General features: G+C 70.4%; 14 protein-coding genes. 10 read left to right on the top strand and 4 right to left on the bottom strand.

Annotated features, from left to right (window positions below; all coding sequences use genetic code 11):
- The first annotated feature begins 144 nt into the window (after window positions 1-144).
- From ACF07B_RS04050 to ACF07B_RS04035, 4 genes are all read left to right on the top strand, one after another.
- Window positions 145-1065 carry a DUF6891 domain-containing protein gene (locus ACF07B_RS04050; protein WP_392177656.1) on the top strand — a complete coding sequence of 307 codons (921 nt, stop codon included), beginning with the start codon at window positions 145-147 and terminating at the stop codon, window positions 1063-1065.
- Window positions 1066-1394: 329 nt separating this feature from the next.
- Window positions 1395-2000, top strand: coding sequence for a winged helix-turn-helix domain-containing protein (locus tag ACF07B_RS04045; RefSeq protein ID WP_392177655.1), 606 nt, complete (start codon window positions 1395-1397; stop codon window positions 1998-2000).
- A 129-nt stretch (window positions 2001-2129) separates the two neighbouring features.
- The gene (locus ACF07B_RS04040) at window positions 2130-3116 is read left to right on the top strand and encodes an NAD-dependent epimerase/dehydratase family protein (RefSeq protein ID WP_392177958.1); all 987 of its coding nucleotides are present in this window, start codon (window positions 2130-2132) and stop codon (window positions 3114-3116) included.
- A gap of 441 nt (window positions 3117-3557) precedes the next feature.
- Entirely contained in the window at window positions 3558-5114 is a 1557-nt protein-coding gene (locus ACF07B_RS04035; RefSeq protein ID WP_392177654.1) for a DUF1996 domain-containing protein, read from the top strand.
- Between the two features lie 85 nt (window positions 5115-5199).
- On the opposite strand, the gene ACF07B_RS04030 is transcribed toward ACF07B_RS04035, so the two are convergent.
- On the bottom strand, window positions 5200-5667 hold the full coding sequence (locus ACF07B_RS04030; RefSeq protein ID WP_369484918.1) for a hypothetical protein: 468 nt from the start codon (window positions 5665-5667) through the stop codon (window positions 5200-5202).
- 156 nt (window positions 5668-5823) lie between these two features.
- On the opposite strand from ACF07B_RS04030, the gene ACF07B_RS04025 reads away from it, so the two are divergent.
- The 5 genes from ACF07B_RS04025 (at window position 5824) to ACF07B_RS04005 (ending at window position 11142) form a co-directional block, all read left to right on the top strand.
- Window positions 5824-6333 carry a tetratricopeptide repeat protein gene (locus ACF07B_RS04025; protein WP_362398899.1) on the top strand — a complete coding sequence of 170 codons (510 nt, stop codon included), beginning with the start codon at window positions 5824-5826 and terminating at the stop codon, window positions 6331-6333.
- Between the two features lie 49 nt (window positions 6334-6382).
- The gene (locus ACF07B_RS04020) at window positions 6383-8311 is read left to right on the top strand and encodes a hypothetical protein (RefSeq protein WP_392177653.1); all 1929 of its coding nucleotides are present in this window, start codon (window positions 6383-6385) and stop codon (window positions 8309-8311) included.
- A 111-nt stretch (window positions 8312-8422) separates the two neighbouring features.
- A complete protein-coding gene (locus ACF07B_RS04015) occupies window positions 8423-9334 on the top strand; it encodes a metal-dependent hydrolase (protein ID WP_384242826.1) in 912 nt (303 codons plus the stop codon).
- Window positions 9334-10383 carry a PDR/VanB family oxidoreductase gene (locus ACF07B_RS04010; protein WP_392177652.1) on the top strand — a complete coding sequence of 350 codons (1050 nt, stop codon included), beginning with the start codon at window positions 9334-9336 and terminating at the stop codon, window positions 10381-10383. The genes ACF07B_RS04015 and ACF07B_RS04010 overlap by 1 nt, the downstream gene beginning before the upstream one ends.
- A 57-nt stretch (window positions 10384-10440) precedes the next feature.
- Complete coding sequence (locus tag ACF07B_RS04005) at window positions 10441-11142, top strand: TetR/AcrR family transcriptional regulator (RefSeq protein WP_362398911.1); 702 nt, start codon at window positions 10441-10443, stop codon at window positions 11140-11142.
- Window positions 11143-11180: 38 nt separating this feature from the next.
- On the opposite strand, the gene ACF07B_RS04000 is transcribed toward ACF07B_RS04005, so the two are convergent.
- The 3 genes from ACF07B_RS04000 to ACF07B_RS03990 form a co-directional block, all read right to left on the bottom strand.
- Window positions 11181-11537 (bottom strand): 5-carboxymethyl-2-hydroxymuconate Delta-isomerase, encoded by a 357-nt coding sequence (locus ACF07B_RS04000; protein ID WP_328668702.1) that lies wholly within the window; start codon window positions 11535-11537, stop codon window positions 11181-11183.
- A 140-nt stretch (window positions 11538-11677) separates the two neighbouring features.
- Window positions 11678-17077: a pullulanase-type alpha-1,6-glucosidase gene (pulA, locus tag ACF07B_RS03995; RefSeq protein WP_392177957.1), complete on the bottom strand. Its 5400-nt coding sequence runs from the start codon at window positions 17075-17077 to the stop codon at window positions 11678-11680.
- A gap of 144 nt (window positions 17078-17221) precedes the next feature.
- Window positions 17222-18604 carry an alpha-amylase family protein gene (locus ACF07B_RS03990; RefSeq protein WP_392177651.1) on the bottom strand — a complete coding sequence of 461 codons (1383 nt, stop codon included), beginning with the start codon at window positions 18602-18604 and terminating at the stop codon, window positions 17222-17224.
- Between the two features lie 196 nt (window positions 18605-18800).
- On the opposite strand from ACF07B_RS03990, the gene ACF07B_RS03985 reads away from it, so the two are divergent.
- Window positions 18801-20855, top strand: a complete 2055-nt coding sequence (locus tag ACF07B_RS03985) for a carbohydrate-binding module family 20 domain-containing protein (protein ID WP_392177650.1) — start codon at window positions 18801-18803, stop codon at window positions 20853-20855.
- Window positions 20856-20959: the final 104 nt, after the last annotated feature.

Below are 20959 nucleotides of genomic sequence, written 5' to 3'. Positions count from 1 at the left end.
GTGGCGCGTCTCTGGGGCGCCACCGGCGCGCCCCCCGGGGCGGCGGCGGCCCTGCTCTGCGCCCCCCCAGTGGGTCGCGGGGGGGCCCCCCCCGGCGGGGGGGGCCCCCCCTCGCGTTGTCGGTGGGGGTGTCACAGTGAGGGCATGGAGATCGACGAGAGCCTGGCCGTCAAGGCCGAGACGGAGAACGGGCAGACGCACACACGGATCCCGGCGGCCGCCCTGCGCGCGCTGGTGGAGCGGATCGGCGGCCCCGGCGACCGGTTCCTGGTCGTGCAGCGGATACCCGACATCCCTGACGTGTTCGCCCAGGTCTGGCACGAGGAGGAGGGGGACTACCGGCTGGAACACCGCCGTGCCGAGGAGGAGTTCTCCGGTACGAACCTCACGGACCGGGAACGGGTGGCGGACCTCCTGACCGGCTGGGCGCTGCGGCGCGAGGGCTGGGACGCGGGCGTGGACTGGGAGCCGGTGGACCTCGGACCGCGCGAGGAGGTGCCCGAACTGCCGGACGAGGTGCGCGAGAAGGTGGAGGAGCGGGTACGGCTGTCGCTGCGCTGCGGCTACGACTCCCGCAAGACGCTGGCCGAGACCGCCGAGGACTTCCTCGTCACGAAGAAGGAGCGGCCGGTCTCCAAGGCGCAGGCCCGGCGGTTGACGGACCGGCTGTGGCTGGAGAGGCTCGCCGAGCAGGAGACCTGGGAGGGCGTCACCGACCCCGAGCGGCTGACAGTCGCCTTCGAGGCGCTGGAGGAGGCCGGCATCACGGCCCGCGAGCACTTCACCTGCTGCCACGGCTGCGGCACGGCGGAGATCGGCGCCGAGCGGGAGGACGCGCGCGGTTTCGTCTTCTTCCACCGGCAGGTCACGGAATTCGCCGCCGAGGGGCACGGACTGAGCCTCCACTACGGCGGGTTCGACGGCTCGGCGCGGACCACGACGGACGTCGGACACGAGGTCGTCGCCGCCCTCGTCGGCGCCGGACTGTCCGCTTCCTGGGAAGGCGATCCGGACAAGGCGATCGAGGTGACGCGGCTGATCTGGCGCAAACGTCTGACGGGCTGATCCGCGCGGCGTCGGCTTCACGCCAGGAAGCGTCCGAGCAGTGAGAGGAGGCTCCTGTCACGGGGCCGGGTCTGCTTCAATGGGTTCATGGCCAACTTCCAGAAGTGCATCGCGACGGGTCGCCATGACCTCGAGCCCTTCTGGCCCTCCCGTCAGCATCACGACTTCGACCGGGTGTGTTGTCGCGCGACGAACGCGCCGGCCCTCTAAAGCCGTACACCCCCGGCCTTCGGCCAGCGCGCACGACGTACGTCCTCGACGAGCCCGACCACGAACTCGCGGCCGTCGAACCTCCCGACGAACTTCTCGCGCGAAAGAGCTGACCTCTCATGGCGACCACTCGATCCTTCTCCTCCGTCGCGACGTCCCCCATCCCCTCGACCCCCCCGGCACGGCACCGGCTCCGTGCCGTCGACCGGGACGAGGTCCCGGACGTGGCGACCTTCCTTCCGCCGGGCGCCACCTGGCTGCCCGCCCCCCAGAACGCGCTGCCCGTCCTGCCGGGGCAGCCGCCGATGATCGGCTACCTGGTCCTCGTACCGGCCGACCAGCAGCCCCTGTTGCCGGTCGCCGTGACCGGCCCGGCCGAGCCCCCGGCCGTCGCCGGTGACCTCACCGAGGCCGCCGGCGACGGCGGCGCCGACCCGCTGGTGCGGGTCGACGCCGTGCAGCGCACCGCCGAGGTCGACGGGCGGGCACTGGACCTCACGTATCTGGAGTTCGAGCTGCTCGCGCATCTCGTCCGCCATCCGCACCGGGTGCACACCCGCGACCAGTTGGTCTCCACGGTGTGGGGCTACGGACATGTCGGCGACGGACGGACCGTCGACGTCCATGTCGCGCGGCTGCGCCGCAAGCTCGGCGCCCAGCACCGGCTGGCGATCCAGACGGTGCGCCGGGTGGGGTACAAGTACACGCCGCCGACGGGTCGTTGACCCGTCCGTCCGGAGAACGGACCGGTTCCGGCCGGGGCCGGCCCGTCCCGTGAATCTCCTGTCGGCAGATTCGCGTGCCACCGGGCGGCCCGTGCGGGCAGAGTCGTCCGTATGACACGGAGACTTCTGATGCTGGGCGGTACGGAGTTCGTGGGACGCGCGGTCGTGGAGGCCGCGCTCGCCCGGGGGTGGGACGTCACCGTCTTCCACCGCGGCCGCCACGAACCCCCGGCCGGGGCGCGGTCGCTGCTGGGCGACCGCACCTCGCCGGACGGGCTCGCGGCGCTCGCGGGCACCACGGACACCTGGGACGCCGTCGTCGACACCTGGTCGGCGGCGCCGCGGACCGTCCGGGACGCGGCCCGCCTGCTGGCCGGACGGGTGTCCCGCCATGTGTACGTGTCGAGCTGCTCGGTGTACGCGTGGCCCCGCGCCGCCGGGTACACAGAGAACGCGCCGCTCGTGGAGGGCGCGTCGGCCGGCGCGGACGCGACCGAGTACGCCCGGGACAAGCGGGGCGGGGAACTGGCCGCCGTCGAGGCCTTCGGCGACGGGCGTTCGCTGCTCGTGCGGTGCGGACTGATCCTCGGGCCCTACGAGAACATCGGGCGGCTGCCGTGGTGGCTGAACCGGATCGCGGCGGGGGGTCCGGTGCTCGCTCCGGGGCCACGGGATCTGCCCCTCCAGTACGTCGACGTCCGGGACCTGGCGGAGTGGACGCTCGGCGCCGTGGAGGCGGAGCTCAGTGGGGCCTGCAACCTGGTCAGTCCTCCGGGGCACAGCACGATGGGGGCGCTGCTCGACGCGTGTGTCCGGACCACCGGGGCAGAGGCCGAGCTCCGCTGGACGGACCCCGGGACCGTGCTCGCCGCCGGGATCGAACCGTGGACACAGCTGCCGGTGTGGGTGCCGCCCGGGAGCGAGCTGCACGCCTCGGTGTACGCGGGCGATGTCTCACGGGCCCTGGGGACGGCTCTGCGGTGCCGGCCCGTCGAGGAGACCGTCGAGGACACCTGGAGCTGGCTCCGCTCACTCGGGGGCCCCGGACCCCTGCGCGCCGACCGGCCGAAGGTGGGACTGGATCCCCTGGTGGAGGCGAAGGTCCTCGGCCTCTGAGGCCCCGGCAATTACCGGCCCGGACATTCCGGGCCCGCCGTACGGACGGGATCGCCGTGTTCCCCGCAGAATTCCGGCGCGGCGGAGCACTCCTGTCCGCCGGCTGCGGCCTCCGCTCGCCCGGAAGCCGCAGTCGGCCGCGAACTTGACCGCGCGGTGCGGCAGTTGAGGTCGCCCGCACGATGCCCGCGACGGCACGCGGCGCCCCCTCAAGCCGACGACTACTGAATACGAGTCAAGAATGCGGTCTCAAACCTGAATTTCGAGATCAACTGCCGGGAATTCGCGGGCTTCTGAGACCATTGTGACCGAATTGGCCTCACGACTTTCTCAGATTCTTTCGAGACCCCTGAACACCTCGCGCACCACCCGCGTATGGAATGGAGCCGCTTCACTCCTGTCGGGCGCCTCGCTGCCCCGCAAGGAAGTCAGAGGAGTTCCATGGGACGCAACATTCGAAAACGACGTTCGCCGCTGGCCGTTCGCGCCGTTGCCGCGTCGGCAGCGCTCGCGATCGGCGGGGGTGGCCTGGTCTGGGCGAATTTCTACGCCTCGGCACACGAGAGCAACTCGGGCCGAAACACCACCAAGGCCGCGCCCGCGCAGGTCGCCACCATCAAATGTCCGGACGTCGGCCAGAAGCTGTCCAACGTTCCGAACCAGGCACGGGGCGAGGTCGACGGGGAGCTGGCGACGCTCGACCAGCAGATCACCACCGCCTACCAGCGCCTCGCGACCACCCGTGACGCGCAGGCCAGGGACGCGAGCTTCGTCCAGAACTCCATCCTCACGCCGCTCAAGCAGAACCGGTCGGTGATCATCGACCGGATCAAGCTGGAGATCAACCGCGTCGGCGGCAAGGCTCCGGGCTGGCTCGACGGTCTCTCCAGCTGCACGGGACAGCCCGCGGGCGGACAGAACAACGGCGGACAGAACAACGGTGGCGCCACGGCCGCTCCGTCCGCGAGCGCCAGTGCGGGTGCCGGTGCGGGCGCGGGTGCGGGTGCCGGTGCCGGTGCCTCCGCGAGTGCGAGCGCCCCTGCCGGTGGCGCCGCCCAGCCGGGCAACGGCGGACAGGCCGGCAACGGTCCGGTCGCGGCCGACTTCGTCGACATCACGAAGGTCCAGCCGAACGTCGCCCGCAAGGCGCGGACCGGGGCGGCCGGTTCGTCCGGTGTGTTCACGACGTCCTGCGGTGTCAACGCGAACAAGAAGTTCAACACGGACAACGTGATCGTGGCGCCCGGTGTCACCAACGGTGCGCACCACCTGCACGACTACGTGGGCAACCAGTCGAACGACGCCTTCGCCAACAACGACACGTTCGCCGCGGCCCAGACCTCCTGTGCCAACCAGGGCGACAAGTCGTCGTACTACTGGCCGGTCGTGCGTATCCAGAACGGTACGCAGGACTTCGACCAGAACAACGACGGCGGCGGCAAGGAACTCAACGTCGGCCAGATCCAGCAGGTGAGGCAGGCGCAGATCAAGTTCGTCGGCAGCCCGACCAGCAAGGTCGTCGCGATGCCGAAGTTCCTGCGCATCATCACCGGTGACGCCAAGACCACGACCAACGGTCTCGCGAACGCCAACGCGCACTGGAGCTGCACCGGCTTCGAGAACAAGGTGCAGCTGACGGCGCAGTACCCGATCTGCCCGCGCGGCAGCACCGTGGTCCGCACCTTCGCCTTCCAGAGCTGCTGGGACGGGGTGAACGCCGACAGCGCGAACCACCGTACGCACGTGGCCTTCGCCGACGCCCAGGGCAACTGCGCCAACGGCTTCAAGGCGATCCCGCAGCTCACGATGCGCCTGGTCTACGGCTTCCGGGCCCCGACCCTCACCAACGGGCAGATCAAGAACGCCTACGCGGTGGACGGTTTCCCGGAGCAGCTGCACAAGGCCACCACCGACCATGACGACTTCATCAACGTCTTCGACGAGAAGCTGATGAACAAGATGGTCACCTGCATCAACAACGGTCAGCGTTGTAAGTGACACCTGAGATGTAAGCAGCACCAAAGAAGGCCGGTGGCGGGATCTCCCGCCACCGGCCTTCTTCTCGTTCCCGCCTCCCGCGCCGTCAGCCGCTGTGGTGACCGGAGTGCCCGGTCCCGGTTCCCCCGTCACCGCTGCCTCCCGCGTGGTGCGAGGTCCCCTGCTCCAGGTTCCCGCCGAGCCGGCCACGCAGCGTCGTGACCATCTTCTGGTCCCCGACGGCGACCCACTTGGCGCCCACGAGGTACGAACCGCCGTAGTCCTTGGCCCCGTCGAGCCACTCGCGCTGGCCGCGGTCGGTGGCGAAGGTCGCCAGGATGAACTTGCCGGTGCTGATCTTGCAGACACCCTGGCGGATCTCGTCCGCGTCGGTCTGGATGCTCGGCTTGCACTTCACCTCGGCGGCCAGCTCCTCCAGACTGCCGGTCGCCGTGGCCGGCACGGTCTGCTCCGCCGCCGCGTCCTTGCCGTCCGATCCGCCGCCGCAGCCCGTCAGTGCCAGCAGGGCGGCCACGGCGGCCCCGGCCAGAAGCTTCCCGCGTGTCAACCTCATACGTTCCTCCGGTACCTGTCGGCGGTCACGCCGAGAAGAGCCCCGGCAGGGGCTCTGCCTTCGATACGGCTCCGGGCCGCCCGGTGCTCAATCCGCGCCCTCGGCGGACGGGGACCCCGGTACCGCCGAGGACACGGCTGTGCGAGGGTGGCACCCGTGAACGAAGACTGGGAAGAGCGTACGACGGCGGCCTGGGCCGGCTTCGACGACTACGAGGAAGAGCGGGCGGCGGACTTCCGGGCCGTGATCGACGCGCTGGTCGCCGAACTGCCCGCGGACAGCCCTCTCGGCCCCTTCGAGCAGGCCTGCGCCTGGGACTCGACCGGCCACTCCGACAAGGCCGTCCCCCTGTACCGGGAGGCACTCGCCCGGGGCCTGAGCGGGTACAAGGGCCGCCGCGCGAAGATCCAGCTCTCCAGCTCGCTGCGGAACATCGGACAGGCGGACGAGGGCGTCAAGCTCCTCACTCCCGAACTGGTCGGACCCCCGGACGAGTTGGACGACGCGGTACGGGCCTGTCTGGCGCTCTGCCTCGCCGACCTCGGCCGCGAACGCGAGGGCCTGGCCCTGGTGATCGGCGCGCTGGCCCCCCATCTGCCGCGCTACCAGCGGTCGATGGCGAACTACGCGCGCCTTCTCGTGGAACCCGGGGAATCCGCGGACTGAGTCCTGAGGGGCCCGGTGACCATCCGCCGATTCGCTCGTTCTGCTGAACGTGCAGTCACAGGATGTAGCCCCGCGCCCCGCACCCTCCTCCGGAGCTGTCGTCGACGTCGAGCAGGCCGAGGCCGCCCTCGTCGAGCACTACCCGCGGCTGGTCCGGCTCGCCTATCTGATGCTTCCGCCGGGCCTCGGCCGCAACCGGCGCGTGCTGACCGCGCACGCCCTCACCCAGCGCGCCCTGCCGCGGGGCCGGGCGGCGGGCGACGCGTCGGTGATCCCGGCCCAGCAGAGCGGCGGCGGCCGAGACGGCGACCCGGGCTACGCCTTCGTACGCCTCCAGGTGGTACGTATGGCCCTGGAGGCGGGGCTGCCGCTCAGGCGGCGGGCCTGGCCCAAGCGGTCCCAGCTTCCGCCGTTCCTCCCCCAGGTGTGGGGCCTGCGGCTCTTCCCCCGCTCGGGCGGCTCCGACGAACTCGCCCTGGAGCAGCGGCTGTCCGCGCTCCCGGGACCGGCTCGCGCCGCCTATGTGCTGCGCGGCCTGGAGAAGCTGGCCGACCCGCGGCTGCGCCAGGTGCTCGCGGCCGCGGGAGTCGAGGACCCGGCCGCGGCGCTGAAGGAGGCCTCGGGCGTCGAGGCGCGGGACGCGCTGCTCGACTCCCCCGAGTTCGACGCCTGCTCGCTCCAGGCCCGGCCCACCGATCTGCTGCGGCGCAGGCAGCACATGAAGGCCGCGCTCGCCGCGACCGCCGCCGTGGCCGTGTGCGGCGCGCTCCTCGCGCTGCCGGGCGACGGCTGGGGCCCGGACGGCGCCGCGGCCCCCTCCTACGCGCAGAACCCGGCCGCCGAGGCCGCGCTCGACCCGGCCCGGCTGGAACGGGTGGCGCCCACGGCCTGGGAGTCCTCCGCCCGCACCGACTTCTCCGTCTGGCCCGCGCGCGGCGGCCTCGTCGACGACACCGCCCTGCTGCGCCGCGCGCTCGCCGTCTGGGCGCGGCCCGGCGAGTCCGTCCAGGTCTCGGCGACACCCGGCACACCCTCCGGCGCTCCGCCCGGACCTCCCCAGCTGCTGTACGCGGGCGATGTCGACCAGGCCCGCGTGGTGGTCCTCTACGACGGTCTGCGCGTCGCGCGCTACGCCGAGCCGAGGGACGGCACCGGCGGCGCGGCCCTCGACTTCGCGCGGGCCGACGGCGCGAGCAGGGCGGAGGCGAGCGCGGTGGTCCTGGGCCGGACCGACGGCAACACCCGCTATCTGACCGCCCCCTGGGTGACCAAGGCCGCCGAGCGCGACCTGCTGAAGCCCTCCGCCGGGGCGATGGACCTCACCCTGTCCGCGGACGGCTCCACCTCACCGCTGGCCGGAGCGCCGGGGACCGGCGCGTGCACCTCGTGGAACGTGCTCCAGGTCGAGGACGCCTCGGGCACAAGGCTGCTGACCGACCTCGGCGAGCTGATCCCGGCCCATCTCACCGCGGGCCGGCCGGCCGCGCCCCGGGAGGCGGCGGGAGCGGAGAGCCTGCGGGAATGGGCGCCCTTCGCGTGCTCGCTGTCCTCCGTGCGCTCGCAGGGCGTGCGGACCGTGAACGCCTGGCGGTACGCGAGCCAGCCGCTGCCCGACGGCAGCGGACCGGCCACCTGGATGTGCACCCGGGCCGACACCTGGCGGGGCGGCGGCCCGCGGGTGATGGCCCAGTTCCGCACCCCCGGCGGGACGTACGGGGCGGTCGTGGCGCAGGCCGAGAACTCCCCGGCCTGCGGCTCCCGCGATCCGCATGTGCTCGCCGGCGTGCTGTGGAAGTCCGGCGCGGGGGTGTGGTACCTCCTCGCGGCCGGCGGCAAGGGGACCGCCTCGGTCACCGCGACGGGCGGGGTGCGCGGCTCCGCGGCGGGGCCCCTGCTCGTCGTACGGGCGGCACAAGGGGCGCGGGCCGAGCTGAAGGGGACCCTGACGGACGGCCGGGGCATCACCGGACTGCGCTGAACGCCCGTACAGCACAATGGACCGGACACCTGGCACGGATTGCTGACGCAGACGTAAACAAGTGGGCGCCCAGGGCTTCTCCGATCGCCTACCCGTCAGTACATTGACGCCATGTCTAACACGCAGGCCCGGCAGCCCCGGCCGGTCGAGTCCGAGCGGACGGCCCTCACGGCACGGAAGGTGTCGTTCTCGTGGGAGGACACACCGCTGCACTGGGTGCCGGGCGAACCCTTCGCCACGCACACCATGAACGTGCTGCATCTGCTGCTGCCGGCCGGCGAGCGGTGGTTCGTGCATGTCTACCGGCAGGTCCTGCCCCTCATCCGTGACGAGCGGCTGCGCCAGGACGTCATCGGGTTCATCGGGCAGGAGGCGACGCACTCGCAGGCGCACGACGAGGTGCTGCCCCACCTGGCGGAGCTGGGGCTCGACCCGACGCCGTACACCGCGCAGGTCGACTGGCTCTTCGAGAAACTGCTCGGCGACCGGACGCTGCCCCCGGGCAGGGCGCGCCGCTGGTGGCTGCTGGAGCGCGTCGCCCTGATCGCCGCGATCGAGCACTACACCGCCTTCCTCGGCGACTGGATCCTGAACGCCGGTGAACTGGACCGGCGCGGCGCCGATCCGGTCATGCTGGACCTGATGCGCTGGCACGGCGCGGAGGAGGTCGAGCACCGCTCGGTGGCGTTCGACCTGTTCCAGCACCTCGACGGCAGCTACCGGCGGCGGGCGCGGACCTGGGCGACCGCCTTCACCGCACTCGTCTTCCTGTGGCAGCGCGGCGCCCGGTTCTTCATGGAGAACGATCCGACACTCGTGAACGGCAGGGCGAGCTTCAAGGACTTCTACACCAGCGGTAAACGGGGCGTGCTGCCGCCGACCGGCGACCTGCTGAGGTCCGTCCCCCGCTATCTCAGCCGCACCTACCACCCCTCGCAGGAGGCCTCCACCGAGCAGGCGGTCGCCTATCTCGCCACCTCCCCGGCCGCGACGGCCGCCGAGAAGAACACGGGTGCCGCGTGATGCCCAGGCTGCGGACCGTCGTCGCCGTCGCCGGCGCGGCCGTGCTCGCCCGGCGTGCGCTGCGCCGCCGGATCGGGGTGTCACCGCTGTGGCCGCTGCCCGCTCTGGAGGATCCCCGCTCCGGCCGGCCCCGCACCCGGGCCCTGCGGCTGCTGGTCGCCCGGCACGAGCGCGTCGCCGACGGTGTCGTCCTGCTGCGCCTGGAAGGAGCCGGTCTGCCGCCCTGGGCGCCGGGGGCCCATCTCGATCTGGTGCTGCCCTCGGGGCTCGTCCGGCAGTACTCCCTGTGCGGGGACCCGGAGGACCGCTCCTCCTACACCGTCGCGACCCGGCTCGCCGAGGACGGCCGGGGCGGATCGCGCGAGGTGCACGAACACCTGCGGCAGGGCATGCGGGTCGAGGTGCGCGGACCGCGCAACCGCTTCCCGCTCGTGGACGCGCCGGCGTACGTCTTCGTCGTGGGCGGGATCGGGATCACCCCGGTCCTGCCGATGCTGCGGGCCCTCCCGGAGGGCACCGACTGGCGGTTGCTGTACGGCGGCCGGACACGCGCCTCGATGCCGTTCCTGGAGGAGATCGGGAAGCTGGACCCCTCGAAGGTCACCGTCGTCGCCGAGGACGAGGACGGACTGCCCGGCCTGGACGCGCTGTTCGCGGATCTCGTCCCGGGCACGGCGGTCTACTGCTGCGGACCGGACGGGCTCATGACGGCCGTCGAGGCGCGGATCCCGGCCGAGGCGACCCTGCACCTGGAACGGTTCACCGCCCGCGCGCCCACCGGGGGCGACACCGCCTTCGAGGTCGAACTGCGGCGCAGCGGACGCACGGTGACCGTGCCCGCCGGCTCGACGGTCCTCGCCGCGGTCCGCGCCGAGCTGCCCGGCACGCTCTACTCCTGCGAGCAGGGGTTCTGCGGAACCTGCCGGCAGCGGGTCCTGGAGGGGGAGATCGAGCACCGGGACGAGCTGCTGACGGACGCGGAGCGTGACGACTCGATGCTGATCTGCGTCTCGCGGACGCGAGGTGAGCGAATCGTGCTGGACATGTGAACATCCGCCGCCCGTACCGGCCCGATCCGGGCCGGATCCGATCGGTAAAGTGTCCGCATGACAACCGGGGTACGCCGCAGGATGGGTGTCGAGGAGCGACGGCAGCAGCTCATCGGCGTCGCCCTCGACCTGTTCAGCCGACGCTCGCCCGACGAGGTCTCCATCGACGAGATAGCCTCGGCCGCAGGCATCTCCCGACCGCTGGTGTACCACTACTTCCCGGGCAAACTCAGCCTGTACGAAGCGGCGTTGCAGCGCGCGGCGGACGACCTCGCGGGCCGGTTCGTGGAGTCCCGCGAGGGCCCGCTGGGGGCACGGCTGCTGCGGGTGATGCGCCGCTTCTTCGACTTCGTGGACGACCACGGGCCCGGTTTCGCCGCGTTGATGCGGGGCGGCCCGGCCGTCGGCTCGTCGACCACCAACGCGCTCGTGGACGCCGTACGGCAGGCGGCCTATCTCCAGATCCTGTCGCATCTGGAGGTCGAGGAACCGCCCGCCCGGCTAGAGCTGGTGGTCCGTTCCTGGATCTCGCTGGTCGAGTCGACCGCGCTGATCTGGCTGGACGGACGGCGGATTCCGCGCGGCGAGCTGGAGGTGCAGCTCGTGCACGACTTCGCGGCCCTGGCGGCGGTGAGCGCCGCCTACGACCCGGAGGTCGCCGCGCTGCTGCGCAGGGGCCTGCGGGGCGAACCGGGCGACGGGCCGTTCACCGACCTCGTCGTCCGGCTGCTCGCCCTCGCCTCGCCGCCCGAGGCCTGAGACCCGAGGCCCGAGGCCAGAGGCGCGGGGCGCGGGGGTTACGCCTCGAACTTGCGGTACGACGGGTCGAGGTCGCGCACCTCGGCCGAGGCGTGCAGTTCCAGCCCTTCGGCGGGCTTCACATGGGTCTTCAGCAGCTCCAGTACGGCCTCGGTCAGTTTCGCCTTGACCTCCTCGGTCCGCCCGGCGAGCAGGCCGAGGGTGACATGGACGACGGCGTGTCCGCCGGTGTCCGCGCCGACGACGGTGTCCTCGGTCGGGCGGAACTGCGTCTTGCACGCGCCGATCTTCGCGGCGGCCGTCTCGACCACCTCCGCGTGCAGCGCCAGGGCGAACCCGCGCCGGTCGAAGGCGTCTTCGAGCGGTGCGGAGTAGTCGACGGTGATCTGCGGCATGGGCACTCCTGTTCAGGGACAGTCGTGATCACCCTAGCCGCAGCGCCGGCCCCGCAGACTGATGAGGGCGGCCCCGGACACCCCTCGTACTCAGGGTGTCCGGGGCCGCCCCCACCGGGTCGGGCCGGGTCAGGCCGCCGTCACGGGGTCCGGGTGAACACCGCCACGGTGCGGGCCGGAACGGTGAAGGAGCCCGTGTCCTTCGCGTAGGACGAGGACTTGACGACCGTGTCCGCGCCCGACGCCTGCACCGGGTGCAGCGCGTACGCCGAACCGGCGAGCGGGCCGACGGTCTGCTTCTGCTTCTCCGGGGTCGCGTTGAAGACGATCACGAGGTCGCCGAGGCGCGCCGTGATCACTCCGGGGGTCTCGTCCTTGCCCGACAGCGGGAAGGAGAGCTGCGACTGCACCTGGGCGGCCGTGGAGAGCGAGAAGACCTTCTCGCCCGTACGGATCCGCTGAAGGTCCTGGAAGGCGGCGGAGGTGCCGTCGATCTGGCCGCAGCCCACCGAGACGGAGGTCAGCAGCGGCTTGGCGAACGGCCACTTCGAGGTGTTGTCCGCGGCCATCGGCAGCCCGCGCCCGAATCCGTTGCCGTCCTGGCAGTTCCAGTGGATGGCGTTGAACCAGTCGCCGCTGTCGAAGGAGTTGCGGTCCAGGGACTTGGAGCGCAGCAGGTCGGAGCCGGCCTGGGAGAGGGACGGACCCTGCGAGAGGGTGGCCGTCGCCATCGCCAGGACCTGCATCCGGGCCCGGTCGGCGGCGCTCGTCGTCGCCGGCAGCTTGTACGTCAGCGCGTCGTACAGCGACTCGTTGTCGTGCGCGTCGGCGTAGGCGAGCGCGTCGCCGGGCGCGGCCGCGTAGCCGGCGGGCTGGCCGTTGTAGTCGACCTCGGAGCCCTTGACCTCCTTGCCGTCGGCGTCGGTGAAGCGGTACGCCGCCAGGTTGCCGGTCAGGCCGACCTTGATGAGGTCCTGGTAGTGCAGCAGGCGGGCCTTCTGCTCGGCCGGGGTGCCGTTGGCGGTGGAGGAGTTCGGGTCGGTGTACAGGCCCGAACCGAAGCCCTGGACCCCGGGGTCGGAGTCGAAGGGGCCGCCGCCGCGGACGGCGTCACGGGCACGGTCGGAGAAGGTCGCGATGCCCGTCCCCGCCATGTTCTTCTGGGTGGCCTGGACGAACCGGGCGTCGTCGGCGACCTCGCCGAAGTTCCAGCCCTCGCCGTACAGGATGATCTTCTTGCCGTCGACGCCGTCCTTCGCGAGGGTCAGCCCGTCGAGGGCCTTCCTGACCGCGAGGATGTTGGCCTTGGGCTGGTGTCCCATGAGGTCGAAGCGGAAGCCGTCGACCTTGTACTGCTTGGCCCAGGTGACGATCGAGTCGACCACCAGCTTGCCCATCATGGCGTTCTCGGTCGCCGTGTTGGAGCAGCAGGTGGAGTTGGCGACGCTGCCGTCGGCGAGGAGCCGCTGGTAGTAGCCGGGGACGACCTTGTCGAGGACGCTGGTGTCGGCCTGGCCGCTCGCGGCGGTGTGGTTGTAGACCACGTCCATGACGACCCTGAGGCCGTCCTCGTTCAGCGACTTGACCATCTTGCGGAACTCGACCGTGCGGCCGGTGCCGTCGGGGTCGGTGGCGTAGGACCCCTCGGGGACCGTGTAGTGGTACGGGTCGTAGCCCCAGTTGTAGGCGTCCTTGGCGGCCGTCTTCGCCACGCACTCCTGCTGCTTCTCGGAGTCGGCGGCGTAGGAGGCCAGATCGCAGTCGGTGCTCTGCCGGTCCGCCTTCTTCTCGGGGATGGTGGCGATGTCGAACACGGGCAGCAGGTGCACGTACGAGGTGCCGGACGCGGCCAGCTTCCTCAGGTGCTTCGAGCCGTCGCTGTTCTTGTCGGCGAAGGCGAGGTAGGTGCCCTGGTCCTTAGCGGGGACGGTCTTGTCCGCCACCGAGAAGTCGCGGACGTGCAGTTCCTGGATCTGCGCGTCCTTGAGCGGCACGGCCTTGGGCTTCTTGAGCGAGGACCAGCCCGACGGGGCGAGGGACCGGGCGCCGAGGTCGGCGACCAGGCTGCGCTTCGAGTCGGTGGTCAGGGCCACCGAGTACGGGTCGGTCACCTTGTTGGTGACGATCTTGTGGACGGTGGGCGCCCACACCTTCACGACGTAGCGGTAGGGCTTGCCCGTCCAGGACCGCTTGCCGGTGACGGACCAGACGCCGGTGGCGCCGTCGCGCTTCATGGCGACCGTGGAGCCGTCGAGGTCGAGGCTCACGGACTGCGCCGTCGGGGCCCACACCGAGAGGGTGGGGACACCGTCGTGGAAGACCGGCCCGAGGTGGGCCTTCGTCGCGGGGTACAGGTCGTCGAGGGCTCCGGCGATCTGCACGCCGGTCGCCGCGAGCACGGCGCCGTTCGCGGCCCGCTGCGAGGCGACGAGCTGGCCGCCGAGCGCGGAGCGCACCCGGTCGCGGTCGCGCGGGTCGACGGACCAGGCGGTGTACGCCTTCAGGTGCGGGAACTTCGCCTTCTGAGCGTCGGTGAGGGTGGTCTTCCCCAGCCGCAGCCAGCGTTCGTCGTCGCTGGTCAGCCCGCCGTCCTTGACGGCGATCGAGCCGTCGTGGGAGGAGAGGAGCTGGGTGGACACGGCGGCGTCGGAGCCGTTCCAGGCGACCGTGTAGCGGTCGATCCAGATCGCCTTGGAGGTGGTCAGGTCGAGCGCGGCCGCGCTGCCCGCGGGCTGCGGGAGCAGGTACTTCTCCTGGCCGCCGAGCAGCCACACCTCGTGGCCGTTGGCCGTGAGGTCCAGCGACTGGTCGGTGGGCAGGTCCTTGTCGTCGCCCTTGTGGAGGATGTAGCTGAGGCTGGTGGCACCCTCGGCGAGCGGCACCTCGTAGACGGCGCCGTAGGCGTCGGTCCGCACCGGCTCCAGGGGCTTCGTCCAGTCCGTGGGCGTCGCGGCGCCGGTCCAGGTGTGCAGACCCCAGCCGGCGTAGTCGCCGTCGGCGCGGTGGTAGTGGATGACCGCCTTGGTCTTGTCCTGGGCGGGCAGGTCGGGCCGCTCGGTGAGGACGGTGTCCTTGCCCTGCTCGACCCAGACCTCGCCGGTCTTGGTGACGTCGATCGTGCGGTCGCTCGCGACGTCCTTGTTGCCGTCCTTGTCGATGACCAGGAAGCCCACGCTGGAGGCTCCCGGCTTCAGCTTGACGTAGGCGAAGGCGCCGTAGGCGTCGCGGCCGACGAAGTCGTGTCCCGCGGGCCAGGTGGTGGCCTCACCGTCGGCGATGTCGCCCCAGGCGTACAGGCGCCAGTCGGTGTAGTCGCCCTCGGTGCGCTTGTAGTGGACGACCGCGTAGTCGCGCGAGGAGGCCGTCGGGACCTCCGCGGCGGGCGCGGCGCCGGTGGTGGACTCCGCCGTCGCGCTCGCGGTGCGTCCGGCCGAGTCGACGACGACGGCCTTGTAGCGCAGGGCGGTTCCGGCCGGTACGTCCGCGCCGATGGCCTGGGTGACCTTGTACGGGGCGTGGTCGGCGGAGCCGAGGGTGTGCCACTTGCCGTTGCCGCTCTGGGCGGCGAAGACGACCCGGTCGAGCTGTCCGCCGGTGACGTCCGCCGACAGTTCGACGGTGCCGGTGGCGCCCGCGGCGGGGGCCTTCAGGGTCAGGGTGGGCTTGGTCGCGGGGGCGGCGAGCCGGCCCGCGGCCTTGAGGACGATCGCGGAACCGGCCGGCACGGTGACCGTGACCTTCTTGTCCGCGTCGCTCTTCACCGAGGCGGAGGTTCCGTACACGGCGCGGAAGTCCATGTCCGCCGAGCCCGTCGCGAACGTGGCCGACTTCGCCTCGTCGGCGTTGTTCACGGCGACGACGTACTCGGTGCCGGTCTTGGCGTCCGTGCGGGAGAAGGCGTACACGCCGGCGCCGTCAGCGGCGTACCGCTCGCTCTGGACTCCGTCGGTGAGGGCGGGGTTGTCCTTGCGCAGCCTGGAGAGAGCACTGATCGTCTTGTAGAGCGGTGCGCTCGTGTCGTACGCGTCGCTCGCGTGGGTGCGGCTCGTACCGATCTCGTCGTCGTCCAGGTAGTCGGCGACCTTGGAGGCGAACATCGTCTGCCGGGCGTCCTTGTCGCCGCCGGAGCCGGTGAAGCCCTGCTCGTCGCCGTAGTAGACGACGGGGTTGCCGCGGCTGAGGAACATCAGCTCGTTGGCGAGCCTGTCCTTCTTCAGCAGTTCGGCGTCGGTCGCCTTCGGGTTGTCCTGGTCCAGGAAGTACCCGATGCGGCCCATGTCGTGGTTGCCGAGGAAGGTGACCTGCTCGTACGCGTTGGCCTTGTCGGTCGTGTACTTGTAGTCGTCGCCGAAGACGGACGCCAGCTTCTGGGCGCTGCCGCCCTGCGAGGCGTAGGAGCGGGCCGCGTCCTGGAAGGGGAAGTCGAGGGTGGCGTCGAGGCGGCCCTGGGTGACGTACGGCGAGGTGATCGACGTGTCGGCGGAGTAGACCTCGCCGAACATGAAGAAGTTCTTGCGCCCGTGCCGGGCGGCGTACGCGTCGAGGGCGGTCCCCCACTGCGTCCAGAACTCCATGTTCACGTGCTTCACGGTGTCGATCCGGAAGCCGTCGATACCGAAGTCCTCGACCCACTTCTCGTAGATCTTCTCCATGCCGCTGACGACCTCGGGACGCTCGGTCCACAGGTCGTCGAGGCCGGAGAAGTCGCCGTACGTGGTGGACTCGCCGGCGTAGGTGGAGTCACCGCGGTTGGTGTACATGGTCGAGTCGTTGAGCCACGACGGGACCTTGGCGTTCTTCTTCGCGGCGGGAACCGTCGGCGTGCGGGGGAAGGAGTCGGCGTCCACCGACGGGAACCCGTGGCGGCCGTCCGCGTAGTCCGCGTCGTCGAACGGCCTGCCGTCCTTGGTCAGATACGGGAAGGCGCCCTTGGAGAGGTAGTTGTAGGACTTCTCCTCGTAGTCGACGACGTCGGCGGTGTGGTTGGTGATGACGTCGAAGAAGACCTTCATGCCCTTGGCGTGGGCCTTGGAGATCAGTGTCTCCAGGTCCTTGTTGGTGCCGAAGTGCGGGTCGACCTTGGTGAAGTCCGTGATCCAGTAGCCGTGGTAGCCGGCCGAGGCGTCCTTGCCGGTGCCCTGGACGGGCTGGTTCTTGAAGATCGGCGCCATCCAGATGGCGGTGGTGCCGAGGCCCTTGATGTAGTCGAGCCGCTTCGTCAGGCCCTTGAGGTCGCCGCCCTGGTAGAACCCCTTGTCGGTGGGGTCGTACCCGGTCGACAGGCTGGAACCGGTCAGTCCGCCCTTGTCGTTGGACGTGTCGCCGTTGGCGAAACGATCCGGCATCACGAAGTAGAACTGGTCACGGGTGGAGTCGTGCCGTGACGGCTCGGCGGCGAGCTTCGCGTCCGACGGCGGTGCGGGCGGGGTCTGGGCCCGCGCCACAAGGGGTTGCGCAAGCGATACGGCCAGTGCGGCGGCGAGGACGGCTGCACGCAGCCTGGGGCGGCTGGAGCGGCTCGCCGGCCCTCTCGGTATCAGGTCCACAGTCGTGAACTCCTAGCGATTACGGCGTACTCGGGTCCGACCCCGCGCAGCGTTTCGGCCACGATGCCGAACGCCCGCGTGACCGTATCGCTCACGCAAGGTTTACAGCAAGAGTCTTGCAACATGCGGAAAGGGTTTTCAGCAGCTGGACTTGCCCGCATAGATCGCGAGGGCCGTGTTGGCGCCCAGCGTCGCCGTGAACTGGCCCGAACTGTTCACGGTGATGCTCGTGTTGTTCTGGACGTTGCAGTACGTTCCCGCGGCCAGCGAGGTGCTGTACGTCCGGCTCAGCGCGGAGGTCTCGTGGTTGATGGCCACGAAGCCCTTGCTGCCCCGGCCGAAAGCGATCGCGTCATTGCCGTTGTCCCACCAGTTGGAGAGCGCTTGCCCGCGGGTGGTGTTACGGAAGGCGACCATCGACTTGATCTCCGGCCAGGCGTGCTGGCACTTCCAGCCGTCCTGCCAACAGGCGTTGACCGTACCGCCGTTGGGCGGTCCGGCGTCCGCGTCGGACCACTCGTAGCCGGAGTTGATGTCGGGGGCGCCGTAGGGGTAGGCGAGCATGAAGACGTTGGCGAGGGTGTAGTTCGCCCCGTCCTTGTAGTTGAGCGTCGAACCGTTGCGCTCGGTGTCGTGGTTGTCGACGAAGACGGCCGAGACAGAGCTGCTCATGTAGCCCCATCCCTCGCCGTAGTTCTTCAGGTAGGCGAGGTTCTCGTTGTTGAAGACCCGCTTGAGGTCGTAGGCGTAGCGGAACTCCTGGACGTCACCGTTGCCGGTGTACTCGGTGGGCTGGACGGCCTCGCCCGCGCCGTAGATGGCCTCCTGCTTCCAGTAGACGGACGGGTTGCTCAGCCGGGACTTGATGTTGGCGAGGTCGGCGGCCGGCATGTGCTTGGCCGCGTCGATGCGGAAGCCGTCGACGCCGTAGCCGAGCAGGGTGTTCATGTAGCCGGCGATGGCCGACCGGACGTACTCCTCGCCGGTGTCCAGGTCGGCGAGACCGACGAGTTCGCAGTTCTGGACGTTGGCGCGGTTGGTGTAGTCGCTGATGGAGGAGGTGCAGTTGTCCATGTCGGCCGAGGAGTAGAGGCCCGGGTAGTTGTACTTCGTGTACGAAGAGCCGCCCGTACCGGTGCCGGATCCGGCCGCCATGTGGTTGATGACCGTGTCCGTCACGACCTTCACACCGGCCGTGTGGCAGGCGCTGACCATGTTCTTGAAGGCGGTGGCGTCGCCGAGCCGTCCGGCGATCTTGTAGCTCACGGGCTGGTACGAGGTCCACCACTGCGAGCCCTGTATGTGCTCGGCCGGCGGGGAGACCTGGACGTAGCCGTATCCGGCGGGGCCCAGCGTGTTGGTGCATTCCTTGGCGACCGAGTCGAATTTCCACTCGAACAGGACGGCGGTGACATCCTTGGTGCCGGGCGGCGAGGCCGCCGCCGTACCGGGGGGAACGGTCACCGAGACCGCCAGGCCCGCCACGAGGGCGAACGAGGCGGCAAGCGTCTTCCTTGCCATGTGTGTACTCCTGCACTTCGTCGTGCGGGTGGGGGGATCGGAACGTACCGCTTGCAATCATGTTTCAGCAAGATGTCGAAAGAACTTCCAACTCCCTTATTGACGCGCCCCCTTCGGCGGTCCCACGCTCCACACGGGTCGGCTCACCGCGCCCCGCGGACATGCCGGCCCGATCCGGAGAGGAGCCGCACCCCCGATGGCCTTAAGACGAAGAAGGGTTTCCCGGCTGCTGGTGACCGTCGCGCTGGCGCTCGGCGGACTGGCCGCACTGCCCGCCCGGCAGGCAGCGGCGGTGGCGGCGGACACGGGCGTCCCCAACGGTGACGTGATCGCCAATCTGTGGGAGTGGAACTGGAAGTCGGTCGCGTCGGAGTGTACGAACGTGCTCGACCCGGCCGGCTACGGGGCGGTCCAAGTGGCGCCGCCCGGCGAGTCGTTGAAGCAGTCGAGCTCCTACTGGTGGGACGTCTACCAGCCCTACTCCTACAACTTGAACAGCCGTTTCGGCACGGCGGCCGGCTTCAAGGCCATGGTCGACACGTGTCACGCGGCCGGCATCAAGGTCTACACCGACGCGGTGATCAACCACACCGCCTGCCAGACCGGCACCGGGTACAACGGCACGGTCGTCTCCGGCAAGTACGACACCCCGGACTACGATCCGGCCGACAGCGACGACTGCACCACGACGATCACCGACTGGACCAACCGCTACCAGGTCCAGCACTGCGAACTGCTCGGCATGCCCGACCTGGACACCGCAGAGAGCAACGTCCGCTCGAAGATCACCGGTTTCCTCAACGCGCAGATCGACCTGGGCGTCGACGGCTTCCGGGTCGACGCGGCCAAGCACATCGAGGCCGCCGACATGAACGCCATCGTCGCCGGACTGCACACCACGACCTCGGGCCCGGCGCCGTACATCACCCAGGAGGTCTATCCCGGCACCCCGCCCTCCATCGACGAGTACTACGGCAGCGGTGACGTCCTCGACTTCGCCTTCGCCTCCCAGATCAAGGCGCAGTTCCAGGGCGACATCGCCAACCTGTCTAGCTTCGGATGCAGTTGGGGGCTGGTCGCGGAGGCGAACTCCACCACCATGGTCACCAACCACGACACCGAGCGCAACGGCTACTCGCTGAGCTACAAGGACGGCGCGACCGCCCTGCTCGCCAACGTCTACCAGCTCGCCCGCGGTTACGGCAGGCCCTCGGTGTACGCGGGCTGGACGTTCAGCCAGAGCGACCAGGCCCCGCCGAACTCGGGCGGCGGCTTCGTGACCGACACGGACTGCGCCTCGGGCTGGTACTGCCTGGACCGTGACACCGCGGTCTCCGGCATGATCGGCTGGCACAACGCGGCCGCCGGGTACTCCGTCGCCAACTGGCAGTCCCCCGCGTCCAACGTGATCGGCTTCGGCCGGGGCGGCGGCGGTTTCGTCGCCATCAACAACAGCTCGGGCGCCAGCACCCACACCTACACGACCGGTCTCGCGGACGGAACCTACCCGAACGTCATCGACGGCGGCGCCACCTCGGTCACCGTCACCGGTGGCACGGCCTCCCTGACCGTGCCCGCGAAGGGCGCGGTCGCGTTCTACGACCCGGACTACGTCTGCACGGTCAACTGCGGTGGCGGCGGCACCGATCCGGGCACCGGCACGGTCACAGCGACCTTCTCAGAGTACGCGTCGACCACCTCCGGCACCGACGTGTACGTGGTCGGTTCGGCCGCGGCGCTCGGCGGCTGGAACACGGCGAGCGCGGTGAAGCTGTCCTCGTCCGGCTATCCGGTCTGGAAGACGGACGTCCAGGTCCCGGCGGACAGCGCGATCACGTACAAGTACATCAAGAAGGACTCCTCGGGGAACGTCACCTGGGAGTCCAGCGCCGACCGGACCCTGACCACCGGCACGGCGGCCGTGACGGCGCAGAACTCATGGAACGTGGCCGACGCCGCCGCGACGGACCTGACCTTCGGGGTGACCGCGACCACCGTCTTCGGCACCCAGGTGTACGTCGTCGGCTCGATCCCCGCGCTCGGCTCCTGGAACACCGCCGACGCGATCCCGCTGTCCTCGGCGTCGTACCCGTACTGGGGCCGGATGGCGATCATGCCCAGGTCGACGTCGTTCACGTACAAGTACATCAAGAAGGACGCTTCGGGCACGGTGACCTGGGAGTCCGGGGACAACCGCGCCTACACCACCGGCTCGGGCGCCGGGTACGCCGTGAGCGACACCTGGAGGTAGGCACACACACGGAAGCGGTGCTCCGGCCGTCAGGTCCCGGAGCACCGCTCACGCGTGCGTCCGACCGCCCATGGGCGAGCGGTGCTCCGGTGGTCAGGACCGGA

The sequence above is a fragment of the Streptomyces sp. NPDC015532 genome (assembly GCF_043078065.1).
GTDB lineage: Bacteria > Actinomycetota > Actinomycetes > Streptomycetales > Streptomycetaceae > Streptomyces.
Note: the sequence above shows the minus strand (reverse complement) of the source record. Positions and strands in the feature narration are given on the sequence as shown.

Bases quoted from the DNA above. Each gene is read 5' to 3' on its own strand.
- ACF07B_RS04030 (WP_369484918.1), bottom strand. From the start codon at position 5,667: ATGAGGTTGACACGCGGGAAGCTTCTGGCCGGGGCCGCCGTGGCCGCC.
- ACF07B_RS04010 (WP_392177652.1), top strand. From the start codon at position 9,334: ATGCCCAGGCTGCGGACCGTCGTCGCCGTCGCCGGCGCGGCCGTGCTC.
- ACF07B_RS03990 (WP_392177651.1), bottom strand. From the start codon at position 18,604: ATGGCAAGGAAGACGCTTGCCGCCTCGTTCGCCCTCGTGGCGGGCCTG.
- ACF07B_RS04005 (WP_362398911.1), top strand. From the start codon at position 10,441: ATGACAACCGGGGTACGCCGCAGGATGGGTGTCGAGGAGCGACGGCAG.
- ACF07B_RS04000 (WP_328668702.1), bottom strand. From the start codon at position 11,537: ATGCCGCAGATCACCGTCGACTACTCCGCACCGCTCGAAGACGCCTTC.
- ACF07B_RS04015 (WP_384242826.1), top strand. From the start codon at position 8,423: ATGTCTAACACGCAGGCCCGGCAGCCCCGGCCGGTCGAGTCCGAGCGG.
- ACF07B_RS03985 (WP_392177650.1), top strand. From the start codon at position 18,801: ATGGCCTTAAGACGAAGAAGGGTTTCCCGGCTGCTGGTGACCGTCGCG.
- ACF07B_RS04035 (WP_392177654.1), top strand. From the start codon at position 3,558: ATGGGACGCAACATTCGAAAACGACGTTCGCCGCTGGCCGTTCGCGCC.
- ACF07B_RS04040 (WP_392177958.1), top strand. From the start codon at position 2,130: ATGCTGGGCGGTACGGAGTTCGTGGGACGCGCGGTCGTGGAGGCCGCG.
- ACF07B_RS04045 (WP_392177655.1), top strand. From the start codon at position 1,395: ATGGCGACCACTCGATCCTTCTCCTCCGTCGCGACGTCCCCCATCCCC.
- ACF07B_RS04050 (WP_392177656.1), top strand. From the start codon at position 145: ATGGAGATCGACGAGAGCCTGGCCGTCAAGGCCGAGACGGAGAACGGG.